Raw genomic sequence first — 13,561 nt, forward strand, 5'->3', positions numbered from 1 at the left:
CATTTTAATCTAATCCTAATGCATATCGAAGAGCTCCGTGATTATTGCCTTTCTAAACGTGGAGTAGAAGAAACTCTTCCCTTTGGTCCGGATGTGCTAGTGTTTAAGGTGCGAGGCAAAGTTTTTTTACTTTGTCCTATTGATAACAGTTCGCTTCAGTTCAATGTGAAATGCGATCCTCAAAAAGCAATTGATTTAAGAGACCAATATTCTTCTGTGTTACCTGGTTATCATATGAGTAAAAAGCATTGGAATACAGTTTTGGTAAATGGCGAAGTGGCAGACAATCTCTTGAGAGAATGGATAGACGATTCTTATAACCTGGTAGTAGAATCGCTACCTAAAAAAATTAGAATTACTTTGCTGTAAAAGAATGTAAATTGTGGCATGCAAAGGGTGTATAAAATTTTAAGGATAGTTTACTGGCTTCTTATAATTGTATTTTCAATTCTTATTATTTATAATTCCTTTCCCTATTATTTTTTCGATTCTTCACTTTTAAAAGAATATGCTATTCAAGGCAAGTATGTTTTCTTGCTCGAAAAAAGTGATTTGCTCGACTCGTTTTTGTGGAGAGCTTCATTTTATGTGCATATAACCGGAGCCATGATTTGTATTATATCGGGTATTCCACAATTTTTTCGTTCTATATTACGCAAGTATAAATCTGTGCATAATGGATTGGGCAAAATTTATATTGCCTCAGTTTTAAATATATCTTGTCCGGCAGGATTTTATTTGTCTTTTTTTACAAAGGGAGGAGCTTTGGGTGTTATTCCTTTTATGTCGATTGCCATTTTGTGGTTTACAACTACGTTTGTCGCCTATAAGTACATTCGTGCTAAAAACTATTATTTGCACAGTTTGTGGATGGTTAGGTCATTTGCAATTACACTTTCTGCCGTTACCTTTCGAATTTTTCAGATTCTATTGTATTATGGTACGGAAATTGCTCCAATAGATAATTATATTGCGTCTCTCTGGTTGAGCTTGTTTGCAAATGTTGTTTTTGGTGAAATAGCTGTACTTTACTACAAAAAATATATTTTTAAAAGAACAAGTAGTTTTACTTTACGTTAATTAATTAACTATGAACGAGCTGAAAATGTTTTTTGTTGCTTTGTTCTTACTCTATAATTTTAGTGTGAGCTCACAAGAAGTTGTTGTAAATATTCCACCGAAAGTTTCAACTGCTATAGAAGATAAACTACTTGTTAAGATAAAAGCAATGCATGACCCCGCAAACGCAGCCATGTTTTCAAGGGCATTTGTTGGTTCTGTTTGGAAGTATGAACTTGTAAAAAAGCCTGCCGGAAGAGATTTATTTTATTTATTTGTTTTGAGAGAATACAGAGGTTCATTTGTAATAGACCAATACAAGGTAAAAGTTTTCGAAAAGGATAATGTGGTGTTGGTAGAAGATTGGGTTAGCAACAAGTTTGTTTCTGTGGATGATTGGTTGAGGCTTTATTCAGACGTAAAGAATAAAAAATGACTTATGATATTTTAAACTGAATATATTTAATGGGAACACCTTTTTTTAAATAAATGCTTTCGTAAAACGTTTGAATTCCCTTTGCCTCATCAAATATAGGAAGTGTCTCGTTGTAAAGATTTGCAGTTGAAAGAACCGTAGAATAACCTTCTTGTTTTATTATTTCTAATGCATATAAATATAATCCTTCGCTGTCAGTTTTTAAATGAATAAGACCACCCGGTACTATTAGCTTTTTGTATCTGTTGGTAAACATTGTGGATACAAGTCTTTTACGTTCTCTAGTTTTTTGTGGTTGTGGGTCGGGGAATGTTATCCAAATTTCAGAAACTTCATTGGCAGCGAAACAACTTTCAATAAAATCGATGCGAGTTCTTAGAAAGGCTACATTTTTTATATTGTTTTCTAAAGATTCTTTTGCTCCTTTCCATATCCTATTTCCTTTAATATCAACGCCAATAAAATTTTTCGATACATATTTTTTTCCTAACCCAACTGTGTATTCTCCTTTCCCACATCCCAATTCAAGCACAATAGGGTTGTTGTTATTGAAATAATTTTCATTCCATTTGCCCTTCATAACAGATCCTTTTAGTGATTGTTCAAAGGAATGGTAAAAGCAGTTAGGGAATTGTTTTACTTCTTCAAATCGTTCTATTTTGCTTGTTGCCATTTTCTTTTAAACCGAGAATAAAATCTTACTTTTAATAAATGCTCAGCGAATTTACAAAAAAAACAATTTTAATTTGTCCTTTAAATTGGGGGCTTGGGCATGCTACACGTTGTATTCCAATAATTAAAGAGCTGGAGGTGTCAAATCGCATAATAATTGCGTCTGATGGTATTGCTTTGGATTTGCTTAAGGCGGAATTTCCGCATTTGACTTTTATGGAGTTGCCTGCATACAATGTTAAGTATTATAACATAGGCATGTTGTTGTCTGTTTTTATGCAGCTACCTAAAATATTTTTAGCAATTTTTCGAGAACATATTGCCGTAAAAAAAATTAGAAAAAAGTATTCTGTTGATGTTATTATTTCGGATAATAGATATGGATTGTGGGATAAAAGTGTAAGAACAATTTTTATTACACATCAAATTTATATTAGAATGCCCTTTTTTAAAAGTATAGTGAATTTTGGTAATAGATATTTTATTGGAAAATTTAATGAGTGTTGGATTCCGGATTATGTAGATTCTTTGGTTTCATTGTCAGGGGATTTATCACATGGAAAAAATTTGCCAACTAATTGTAAATACATAAATCCACTTTCTAGATTTTCTAAGAAAGGTGAAGTGGTAGAATGCAAGTACGATATTGCAGTGGTATTAAGTGGTCCGGAACCACAAAGAACAAATCTAGAAAAAGAAATAGCGAAGGAATTGTATACTAGAAAAGAACGTGTACTTGTGGTAAGAGGAACAACCAATGCAAGCACTATCGGAAAATGGAATGCCAATACAACAGTTAAATATTTGGTAACAGGCAATGAGCTAGAAACCATTTTAAGTCAATCAAAAGTTGTGGTAGCTAGGTCGGGTTATTCTACTATAATGGATTTACATGTATTACATAAAAAAGCGCTATTGATTCCGACTCCCGGACAAACTGAGCAAGAATACTTGGCTGAGTTTCATAAAGAAAGCGATTTGTTTGTTTTTCAAAAGCAGAATGAAATTGATTTTGAGCAAGTGCTTAACCAACCGCCTTTTTCAGGGTAAACGAAAAAATAGAGCCAGCGCCTTCGGTACTCATTACTTCAATATGTTGGTTGTGCGCTTCAATAATGTGTTTTACAATAGCCAAGCCTAATCCTGTGCCACCTTGATCTCTAGATCTGCTTTTGTCTATTCGGTAAAAACGTTCGAATACTCGTGGCAAATGCTCTTTGCTCATTCCAATTCCATTGTCTGAAATTTGAACAAGTATGTTGGTTCCTGTATCGCTAAATTTGATTTTTGTTTCTCCGCCTTCTTTTCCATAGTTAATAGAGTTTACAATGAGATTGGTAAACACTTGTCTAATTCGAAATTTGTCGGCAAATACAAAAACAGATTTTTCTGATTTGTCTTTTAGTGAGAGTTGTATTTTTTTGTTTTTGGCTTTTATTTCTTGAGCCTCAAAAACATCTTTTATAAGTGGAATTAAATCAAATTTTTCATACTCAAGTACCAGTTGCCCTGTTTCTAGTTGTGATATAGCTTCTAAATCGGCAATTGTGCTAATCATTCTATCTACGCTTTTTTCTGCACGTTGCAAAAAATTAACGTTTATTGATGGGTCGTTGATGCCACCATCTAGCAGGGTTGAAATATATCCTTGAATATTAAAGATGGGCGTTTTTAGTTCGTGAGAAACATTGCCAATATATTCTTTTCTGTGTAGCTCTAGTTTTTTAGTTTTTTCTAAATCATTTTTTCTATTTGCAATCCAACTACTAACAGCCAGCTCTAGTATAGCAAGTGAATTGTTGTTTTTGTGAGAAAGTAATCGTTTGTCTATGGCATCATTAGTATATAAATCGTCAATTATGGAGTTTATTTTTTTGTAAAAAAAATGCCTGTGAATGATTAGAACAGTATAGTAAGAAACCGCTCCAAAAATAAGCAGTGCTGAAATAATAGCAATAGTAGAAATAGGAAAATAATTGGTAATACGAACACCAATGAGTAGTGCGAGTAGAAACAAATCTAATAGCAATGCAATAACAAGAGAGCTGGTTCTAGCAGAAGTAAGTTTCATTGAAAATTAAGATAGGTAAAATGTGCTAAGATTCAAATTTGTAACCAACTCCTTTCACTGTTTTTATACAGTCTTCACCTATTTTTTCTCTTAGTTTGCGTATGTGCACATCAATTGTTCTGTCGCCTACAACAACTTCTCCGCCCCATACTGTATCAAGAATTACTTCTCTAGTAAATACTTTTCCGGGTTTTGAAGTTAGTAATGCAAGTAGCTCAAATTCTTTTTTTGGTAGGGTAATCTCTACACCATCCTTAATAATAACGTAGCGCTCTCTGTCAATTACAAGTCCATCTAAATCAACATTTTTTATTTCGTCAATTTGTTTTTCGCTCGTGCTATAGCGTCTTAACAGTGCTTTAATGCGACTCACTAAAACCCTAGGTTTAATGGGCTTATTTATATAATCATCTGCGCCCACTTCAAAGCCTGCAATTTGCGAATAATCTTCGCTACGTGCAGTCAAGAATGCAATAAGTGTATTTTTTAACGAGTCGATTTGCCTAAGTTCTCTGCACGTTTCCATACCATCCATATCCGGCATCATTACATCTAATATAATTAAATGGGGATTTGTTTTTTTTGCTATTGATACAGCCTCTCTGCCGTTTCCGGCAGAAAATACTTCATACCCTTCCTTCTTCAAATTGTATGTCAGAAATTCTAAAATATCCGGCTCATCATCTACCAGCAGTATTTTGTATATGGGGTTATGCTCGCTACTCATACGCTTTTTATTTACCTCTAATTTAAGGTATTTAACCGTGCTCAAAATTATTAAACTGTTAACAATGGGTTAAAATAGTATGAAGTGTTGTGTTTGCATTTGTATTCAAGGTTTTTCTTCCTTAATTAATTGTTTTGTCCTTGGGTTGTGTTGTATTAATACGTCCATTTGAGCTTTTAATTTGTAGCTTCTCTTACTTTACTAGTTTCTTGAGTGTTTTTTTATGTTCTGTTCGTTTATATTCTGTTTTCGATTATTGTTATTTACCTATATTCTTTTGTCATTTGCAAAGAGGAAAATAGCATAACAATTGTGCCCCAAATCCCTAAAATGATTAGTTAAATGATGCAATCATTAAGTTGAAAAGCTTTCAATAGAGAATTTTATAGTGTGTCAATTTATTATTTGAATTGGGTTACCCATTTGAAATTTGTAGACAGAATGGTTTGTTTTTCTTTTTTAATGTACTCTAAATATGCTGCTGCAGCATGCGATAGCTCTTTCTTTTTTAGCCATACCAATCTCCAATTTGATTTCATTGGCAGATTAGGCGATTTTATTATGTATAATTCTTTGTTCTTTAATTCATTTCTAATTCCAATTAATGGCATTATTGAATAGCCAAGTCCAGCAATTACAGCTTGTTTAACTGCTTCGTTAGATGTTAATTCTACTTTTTTTCTAACAGAAATATTTTGTTTGTCGAGATATCCTTCCATTGCTAAGCGTGTTGCTGAGCCATCTTCTCTAAAAATATAAGGAAGTGAGTTTAGTTCTTTTGTAGTTACATTCTTCTTATTTGCGTCTTTGTTTCCTATAAGATAAAGTTTGTTTTCAAGTAGAATCTCCTCTTCTAGTTTAAGGTTTTTAGGTATGGTTGAAATGAGTGCAAAGTCGGTTTCATTGTTTTCAAGACTCTCAATTACTTTTGCCTTGTTGGTTACATCAATAACGAAATCTATACCGGGGTTGGATTTGTAGAATCTGCTTATGAAGTAGGGCATGATGTATTTTCCGGTTGATACCGATGCTATTTTTACCTTGCCTGCCAGAACGCCTTTGTATGCTAGTGTTTTGTAATTTATGGCATACACTTCGTTTAGTATTTTTTCGGCCATTTTAGCAAGTTGAATGCCAAATTCAGTAATGTGTATTTTTCTTCCAATAACTTCTGTTAAAGGAACTTCAAATTGCTCTTGTAATTTTTTTAGTTGGATAGAAACCGCTGGTTGTGTCATAAATAATTCTTCCGAAGCTTTTGTAACGCTCTGTGTTGATACCACTTTTAAGAATATTTGTAGTTGATGTAAAGTATAATGCATAAATATAAATTATGATAACTATAATAAATATAAATAAAAACTTATGAATAGATGTATATAGATTTGTGCCATAACTAAATATTTTTAACATGAATACTATAACAGTTGCTAAAGGAGATGGTATCGGTCCGGAGATTATGGATGCTACTATCAAAATTCTACTTGCTGCAGGAGCTAGAATTAAAATCGAGGAAATTGAAGTGGGTGAGAAAGTTTATCTCTCAGGAAATACTTCCGGTATCGCAAAAGAGTCTTGGGATAGTATCCGTAAGAATAAAATATTTTTAAAGGCTCCAATAACAACTCCACAAGGTGGAGGTTATAAGAGCTTGAATGTAACTACTCGCAAAATGTTGGGATTGTACGCCAATGTTAGGCCATGTCAAAGTTTTCATCCATTTGTAGAAACAAAGCATAAGGCAATGGATTTGGTAATAATTAGGGAGAATGAAGAAGATCTATATGCAGGTATTGAACATCAACAAACAGATGAAGTTATTCAATGTTTGAAATTAATAAGTAGACCGGGTTGCGAAAAAATTATTCGCTATGCTTTTGAGTACGCAAAACAGGCAGGCAGAAAAAAAGTTACCTGCTTCACGAAGGATAATATAATGAAGCAAACAGATGGTTTGTTCCATCAAGTGTTTGATGAAATTGGTATTGAGTACCCCGAAATTGAAAAAGAACATTGGATAATAGATATTGGTGCTGCGAAAATGGCAGATACTCCCGAGTCTTTTGATGTAATTGTTACGCTTAATTTGTACGGAGATGTTTTATCGGATGTGGCAGCGCAAATAGCTGGTTCTGTTGGTTTGGCGGGTTCTGCAAATATTGGAGAAGAATGTTCTATGTTTGAGGCTATCCATGGTTCGGCCCCTAGAAGGGCAGGGCAGAATGTAGCAAATCCATCCGGTTTGTTGCAAGGTGCTATTATGATGTTAAATCATATTGGGCAGTCCGATATTGCAGAAAAAATTCAGAATGCTTGGTTAAAGACTCTTGAAGATGGAGTACACACGTATGATATTTATAAGCAAGGTATAAGTAAATTGAAGGTAAGTACTACTGAATTTGCCGATGCTGTTATTGATAGATTAGGTCAATTTCCAACAATTTTAAAACCTGTTACGTATTCTAAATCAGAGGCTCTTGTTTTAAAACCGTATAGTCGAAAATCTAGCAAGAAGAAAGAGCTTGTTGGGTTTGATGCATTTCTACATTGGAGAGGGGTAGATGTAAATAAACTAGGAGAGCAGGTTCGGAAATTAGGTTCCAAAAATTTAGAGCTGAATATGATTACCAATAGAGGCATTAAAGTTTGGCCGGATGGTTTCAAGGAAACTTTTTGTACAGATCATTGGAGATGTAGATTCAAATCAAAAGATGGCTCTGCGGTAGATAAAAGAGAAGTGGTGGAAATTATTTCTCAGGCACTTAATAGCGATTTAGATGTAATTAAAACAGAAAACCTTTATACGTTTGATGGAGTACAGGGTTTTTCTTTGGGTCAAGGACAATAGTATGGTGTAATTTATAAATACTGAATTAGATGATTAATGTAGTGTTGTATTTGTCTCAAAATCATAATCCAATAGATGTAGTGGAGCAACTACTTCGAAAGGAGTTAGTTGCTTCCGCATTTGTTGATTATAATAACGAGTCCTATTCTCTTAAAGAAGGAGTTTTGGTGAAAACCCTGAATCATGTGATTACAGTGCAAACAAAACAATTGCTGTTTAGTGAAATTGTAAAATTTATTGCTGTTAACTATGGGCAAGATATCGCTATTAATTCCGTTCCTATTGTATCTGCCAACGATTATTTTGATAGCATGATTCGAGTTAATACCAAAAAGATATAGCGCTACAAAAAAAATAATTATATCAAATCTTAAAACTAACTGAAATGAAAATAAAATTAATTCAAGGGGCATTTGGCAAAGAAGATGCGGTAAGCCTTCTAACACAAATTATTCATGTGAAAATAAAGTTTCATGAAAATAAAATACAAAAATCGCACAACGAAGAGGATATAAAAATGCGCGAATCTAGGATAAAACAATTGCAAAAGGAGTTGTACGAGCTTAGGTCTGCAGTAAATTCTATAACCGGAATTGTTTATTTAGACTCTACTATAGAGGTAGGGAAGAACAATTCGCAAAAGGAAAATCGGTTAAAAAATAATTATGTAGCTAATTAGAGAGGAACATAACATTCAAAACTTTAATTAACCATACATCTCTTTTAAACATAGGATTTCTATAAAACATGTAACAAATAACATTAATTTATGAAAACAGTAAATGAGTTAAGCTTAATAAAAGGTTCGTTTAACGCATCAGATGCTAACGAAGTTTTACTTACAATGATTAACAGTAAAATTGCATATCACGAGAAAAAGATTCTAGCAATGCGCGAACATTCCGGTCTGGAAGATTTTAATTCGATAGCAAGAATTGCTGAGTTGAGGGAAACGGCTTCTGAATTACGTGCGCTTGTTTCTTTTGCAGGGAAGTCCAATAATGGTTTAAAGATAACAGCCTCTGTAAAAATTGAACTAGAAGAGTTGTCGACTGTTTAGTTCTAATTGTGTTTTGTTGTATATTTAAGGCCTTTAATTAAATTTTGTTTATGCATTCGAAAATACATCCTTTGCGAAGGTTTTTAAAGCTATTAGAGGCCGATAGGAAGGATATATATAATTTATATGTGTATGCTGTTTTGGCTGGTATTATTGGATTGTCGCTACCGTTAGGTATTCAAGCTATCATTAATTTAATTACTATTGGTCAACTTTCTACATCTTGGGCAGTATTGGTTTCGTTGGTAATTGCAGGAGTTATAGTTGCAGGACTTATGCAGGTTATGCAACTTCGAATAACAGAAAGTTTACAGCAGCGAATTTTTTTACGTACGTCTTTCGAGTATTCCTACAGGCTTCCCCGAATTAAGCTTGAGGCAACCGATAAATATTACTTGCCGGAACTTGTAAACCGTTTTTTCGATTCATTGAGTATTCAAAAAGGATTGCCGAAGGTGCTTATAGAATTTTCAACAGCGGTACTGCAAATAGTATTTGGGTTGATTTTGTTGTCTTTATACCATCCGTCATTTATTTTATTTGGAGTTTTACTTTCACTTATCATTTTTCTTATTATAAAACTAACCGGGCAAAAAGGCTTGTCCACTAGCATTAATGAATCCAATTATAAATACGAAATGGCTCATTGGCTTGAAGAAATTAGCCGTACAATGAAAAGTTTTAAAGTTACGGCTAATACCGATTTATTAATGCAGAAAACAGACGAAGTTGCTGCCAATTATTTAGGCTATAGAAAACAACATTTTAAAATTTTGCAACTTCAGTACTTTGGTATGATTGCATTTAAGGCTGTTGTAGCAAGCGGGTTGCTTATTATTGGGAGTATTTTAGTTGTAAATCAGAAAATTAATTTAGGGCAATTTGTTGCAGCAGAAATAATAATCGTAATGGTAGTAAATTCTGTTGAAAAATTGATTCTGTCAACAGAAACTATTTACGATGTACTAACTGCTGTTGAAAAATTAAGTGCACTAACCGATTTGCCTTTAGATAAAGAAGAGGGCGAATCTGTAGATGTGTTGCAGATGAATTCTGGTCCATCAATTTCTATCAAAAACCTTTCTTTTGCGTTTCCGAATCAGAAGGGTTTTGTGCTGAATAATTTATCACTCGATATTAAACCCTCCGAAAGAGTTGTTATTGCAGGATACAATAGTTCCGGAAAATCAACATTGCTACAATTGATTGCAGGTATTTATAATCAATACTCCGGCAGTATTTTAATTAATAATTTGCCTTGTGGAAATCTAAATAAATCAAGTTTGAGAAGTCAAATTGGATTAAGCTTATCGAATGATAATATTTTTAAGGCAAGATTATATGATAATATTGTGATGGGACGAAGTGGAATTAGTTTTGATACGGTGCGTTGGGTATCAGAAAAACTATTGTTGGACGACTTTGTTAAATCTACCGAAAAGGGTTTTGATACTATATTAGAAACCGAAGGAAGAAAATTATCTAGAAGTGTTGTTCGTAAAATACTGTTAGCAAGAAGTATAGTTCATCGCCCCAGAATTTTATTGTTAGAAAATCCAACGGATGAAATTGATAGCAAGAAGTCCGATGCAATTGTTAATTTTTTATCCGATAGGTCAATAGACTGTACTGTTTTAGCTGTTAGTAATAATTTGGAGTTGGCGGAAAAATTTGATCGTGTAATTGTATTAAAAAATGGAAGTATTATAGGAGAAGGTAAAGTGGAAGAGCTTAAAAAGTACGATTGGTTTAAAGATGTATTTAGATAGAATAAGAAAGACATGTTAAATATTTCTGATAGTAAGTTGAAAGGATTGAAAGAAGATTCGTATGAATCTTTTCAAGAGGTTACTTCTACAAGTCTTACTCGTAAAATTGGTCGCGCAATTAGGTTTTTAAGTTTATTCTTATTTTTATTTCTTTTCTTACCGTGGACACAGAATATTTTTGAAAAAGGAAATGTAACTGCCTTGCATCCTGATCAACGCCCGCAAACTATTCATTCTATTATTCCTGGGCGAATAGAAAAATGGTTTGTAAAAGAAGGCGATTATGTAAAAAAGGGAGATACCATTTTATTTTTGAGTGAGATAAAAGATGATTATTTCGACCCTAATTTATTGCAGAATACCGACCAACAAATAAAAGCCAAAGAGATGGCGGTTTCTTCCTACGCAGAAAAAATAAAATCTCTCGATTCTCAAATTGACGCGTTGTTTCAAAGTCGGCTTCTTAAGTTGGAGCAAACAAGAAATAAATACCAACAGGCACTTTTAAAAATTGCATCCGACAGTGCAGATTTTGAAGCCTCCAAAACTAATTATGCAGTTGCAGAAGAGCAGTTTAAACGAATGGAAAAACTCTATAAAGACGGGCTAAAATCGTTAACTGAGTTTGAGGTTAGAAAGCTTAAGTTGCAAGAAACGTATGCTAAGTTAATTTCTTCGGAGAACAAACTTTTAACATCACGGAACGAATTGATTAATGCTAAAATTGAATTAGGTGCTATTGATAACGAGTATAGAGATAAACTAGGGAAGGCAGAATCAGAAAAATATGCATCCATGTCTAGTATGTACGATGCAGAAGCAATCGTTACAAAGTTGCAGAATCAATACATGAATTATTCTGTTAGGTCTGGAATGTACTATGTTACTTCCCCTCAAAATGGGTATATAACAAAGGCTGTTAAAACAGGGCTTGGCGAATCCATTAAGGAAGGTGAAGCATTAATTAGTATAATGCCAGCTAAGTATGATTTAGCGGTTGAAATGTATGTAGATCCAATGAATTTACCTTTAATAAACAAACAGCAAGATGTCCGATTTTTGTTTGATGGGTGGCCTGCACTTGTTTTTTCAGGTTGGCCTAAGATATCTGTAGGTACGTTTAGCGGAAGGGTTACCGCTATTGACAACTTTATTAGCGATAATGGAAAATATAGAGTTTTGGTAGTGCCCGATACAACCTACAAGCCTTGGCCTAAAGAACTACGTATTGGTGTGGGTGCTAAATGCATGGCTTTGATGAACGATGTTCCTATTTGGTATGAACTGTGGCGACAGATTAATGGATTTCCTCCGGACTATTATAATTCTAAACCAATACTAGATAGTAAGGAAAAATAAAGTAGTTATGAAATTTAAATTTGCTATTTTATTTTCATTGTTTTCGTTGCTGCTTCAAGCAGATTCGTTATCCGTATTTTCACTAGAAGATTTTTTAAATATTGTAAAGCAAAATCATCCTGTCGCAAAGCAAGCCGATTTACAAAAAAGAATGGGTGAAGCGCAGTTGTTAAAAAACAAAGGATTGTTCGATCCCTATATTTATTCACAACTCTCTCAGAAGAACTTTAACAATAAAAATTACTACTCTATAAACGAAAATGGGGTGGAGATGCCTACTCGAATTGGAGTTAAACTAAAGGCTGCTTATGATGTTTCAGAGGGTGTTTTTTTGAATCCCGAAAATTCAACTTCTGTCAATGGACTTTTATCAAGTGGAGTTTCAGTGCCTCTATTGCAAGGCTTGTTTACAGATCAACGAAGAACAGCATTAAAACAAGCAAGATTATACCAAGACGCAACTGTTTATGAGCGTCAGCTAATGCTTAATAATTTAGTGTTCGATGCTATTAATGCGTATTTGGAATGGGCTTTGTCTTATAATCAATTGCTGGTATATAAAGATGTATTAGATTTAGCTCAGATAAGATTTGATGGAGTTAAATCAAGCTATTTATTTGGAGATAGGGCAGAGATTGATACTGTGGAAGCGTTTATACAATATCAAACACGTAAAGCGGATTATTTTCAAGCACAGCAAAACTATGCTAAAAACTCCATTTATTTATCTGAATTTTTGTGGACAGAAAGATTAACACCACTCCAATTAGCAAGCTCTACATATCCTGCTTCATTCTCCGCTTTAGAAGAGAAAATAGTAATCAAGCAAGATTCGTTAGAAAGAATTATTACGAACCTTCCTTATACTCAGCCTGCAATTAAAATCAGTAATTATAAAGTACAATTTTTAAAAGCAGAACGCTTGCTTAAAATCGAGAAGATAAAACCTAAGCTTGATGTAGATTATAATTTTTTAACCGAGAGTGTAACACCTAATTATTCGCAGCTCTTAAATTATAATTCAAATAATTATAAATGGGGTTTTAGTTTTTCTTTCCCTTTATTAGTAAGGGAAGCAAGGGGCGATTTAAATTTTACAAAGGCTAAAATGCAAGACGCAGATTATGATTATACATTTAAAATAGTTGAATATACCAACAAGGTAAAATCATATTATGTGGAGTTTGTTAATGCAAGCAATCAGGTTGGGTTTTATAAGAATATAGCGGCAAATCAGTTTCGGTTGCTAAATGCAGAGAAGTCAAATTTTGATAGTGGAGAGGGCTCCATTTTTATGATAAATATTCGAGAGCAAAATTTATTAAGTGCTCGATTAAAGCTGGTAGAGCAGCAAATCAAATATGAAAAGGCGTATTATTCTATATATTGGTCTGCCGGATTGCTTGCTCTTTAATTCTCAAAACATTTGATTTTACTTATTCTTGGGCTTGATGCAGCTTAAAATGCCTTGTTTTCAACAATTGTGTAAAAGTATTTTCTTAAACTATTGACTATTGGCGGATTTTGGTGTACGTTTGCTCTGTAATTCAATAAATGTCT

General features: G+C 33.4%; 15 protein-coding genes. 11 read left to right on the forward strand and 4 right to left on the reverse strand.

Annotated features, from left to right (window positions below; all coding sequences use genetic code 11):
- Positions 1 to 18: 18 nt before the first annotated feature.
- The 3 genes from J0M08_01815 to J0M08_01825 are packed head-to-tail and all read left to right on the forward strand — an operon-like array spanning position 19 to position 1,495.
- Positions 19 to 369: an MmcQ/YjbR family DNA-binding protein gene (locus tag J0M08_01815; protein MBN8701771.1), complete on the forward strand. Its 351-nt coding sequence runs from the start codon at positions 19 to 21 to the stop codon at positions 367 to 369.
- A gap of 18 nt (positions 370 to 387) precedes the next feature.
- Complete coding sequence (locus tag J0M08_01820; protein ID MBN8701772.1) at positions 388 to 1,080, forward strand: DUF2306 domain-containing protein; 693 nt, start codon at positions 388 to 390, stop codon at positions 1,078 to 1,080.
- 10 nt (positions 1,081 to 1,090) lie between these two features.
- Positions 1,091 to 1,495, forward strand: coding sequence for a hypothetical protein (locus J0M08_01825; GenBank protein ID MBN8701773.1), 405 nt, complete (start codon positions 1,091 to 1,093; stop codon positions 1,493 to 1,495).
- Position 1,496: 1 nt separating this feature from the next.
- Here the strand turns inward: J0M08_01825 and trmB are convergent, their stop codons facing one another.
- Positions 1,497 to 2,168, reverse strand: coding sequence for a tRNA (guanosine(46)-N7)-methyltransferase TrmB (gene trmB, locus J0M08_01830; protein MBN8701774.1), 672 nt, complete (start codon positions 2,166 to 2,168; stop codon positions 1,497 to 1,499).
- Between the two features lie 38 nt (positions 2,169 to 2,206).
- Here trmB and J0M08_01835 point away from each other — a divergent pair, with 38 nt between their 5' ends.
- On the forward strand, positions 2,207 to 3,217 hold the full coding sequence (locus J0M08_01835; protein MBN8701775.1) for a glycosyltransferase: 1,011 nt from the start codon (positions 2,207 to 2,209) through the stop codon (positions 3,215 to 3,217).
- Here the strand turns inward: J0M08_01835 and J0M08_01840 are convergent.
- The 3 genes from J0M08_01840 to J0M08_01850 all read right to left on the reverse strand — a co-directional run bounded on the left by J0M08_01840 (position 3,192) and on the right by J0M08_01850 (position 6,287).
- A complete protein-coding gene (locus J0M08_01840) occupies positions 3,192 to 4,238 on the reverse strand; it encodes a sensor histidine kinase (protein ID MBN8701776.1) in 1,047 nt (348 codons plus the stop codon). The genes J0M08_01835 and J0M08_01840 overlap by 26 nt on opposite strands.
- 25 nt (positions 4,239 to 4,263) lie before the next feature.
- The gene (locus tag J0M08_01845; protein MBN8701777.1) at positions 4,264 to 4,965 is read right to left on the reverse strand and encodes a response regulator transcription factor; all 702 of its coding nucleotides are present in this window, start codon (positions 4,963 to 4,965) and stop codon (positions 4,264 to 4,266) included.
- Positions 4,966 to 5,366: 401 nt separating this feature from the next.
- Entirely contained in the window at positions 5,367 to 6,287 is a 921-nt protein-coding gene (locus J0M08_01850) for a LysR family transcriptional regulator (GenBank protein MBN8701778.1), read from the reverse strand.
- Between the two features lie 89 nt (positions 6,288 to 6,376).
- On the opposite strand from J0M08_01850, the gene J0M08_01855 reads away from it, so the two are divergent.
- The 7 genes from J0M08_01855 to J0M08_01885 all read left to right on the forward strand — a co-directional run bounded on the left by J0M08_01855 (position 6,377) and on the right by J0M08_01885 (position 13,415).
- Entirely contained in the window at positions 6,377 to 7,813 is a 1,437-nt protein-coding gene (locus J0M08_01855) for an NADP-dependent isocitrate dehydrogenase (GenBank protein MBN8701779.1), read from the forward strand.
- A gap of 29 nt (positions 7,814 to 7,842) precedes the next feature.
- The gene (locus J0M08_01860; protein ID MBN8701780.1) at positions 7,843 to 8,154 is read left to right on the forward strand and encodes a hypothetical protein; all 312 of its coding nucleotides are present in this window, start codon (positions 7,843 to 7,845) and stop codon (positions 8,152 to 8,154) included.
- A 44-nt stretch (positions 8,155 to 8,198) separates the two neighbouring features.
- Positions 8,199 to 8,492 carry a hypothetical protein gene (locus tag J0M08_01865; GenBank protein ID MBN8701781.1) on the forward strand — a complete coding sequence of 98 codons (294 nt, stop codon included), beginning with the start codon at positions 8,199 to 8,201 and terminating at the stop codon, positions 8,490 to 8,492.
- 90 nt (positions 8,493 to 8,582) lie between these two features.
- On the forward strand, positions 8,583 to 8,873 hold the full coding sequence (locus J0M08_01870; GenBank protein ID MBN8701782.1) for a hypothetical protein: 291 nt from the start codon (positions 8,583 to 8,585) through the stop codon (positions 8,871 to 8,873).
- A 50-nt stretch (positions 8,874 to 8,923) separates the two neighbouring features.
- Positions 8,924 to 10,642, forward strand: a complete 1,719-nt coding sequence (locus J0M08_01875) for an ATP-binding cassette domain-containing protein (GenBank protein MBN8701783.1) — start codon at positions 8,924 to 8,926, stop codon at positions 10,640 to 10,642.
- Between the two features lie 12 nt (positions 10,643 to 10,654).
- Positions 10,655 to 12,001 carry a biotin/lipoyl-binding protein gene (locus J0M08_01880; GenBank protein MBN8701784.1) on the forward strand — a complete coding sequence of 449 codons (1,347 nt, stop codon included), beginning with the start codon at positions 10,655 to 10,657 and terminating at the stop codon, positions 11,999 to 12,001.
- A 7-nt stretch (positions 12,002 to 12,008) separates the two neighbouring features.
- Positions 12,009 to 13,415, forward strand: a complete 1,407-nt coding sequence (locus J0M08_01885; GenBank protein ID MBN8701785.1) for a TolC family protein — start codon at positions 12,009 to 12,011, stop codon at positions 13,413 to 13,415.
- Positions 13,416 to 13,561: the final 146 nt, after the last annotated feature.

The organism is Bacteroidota bacterium, from assembly GCA_017303975.1.
GTDB lineage: Bacteria > Bacteroidota > Bacteroidia > JAFLBG01 > JAFLBG01 > JAFLBG01.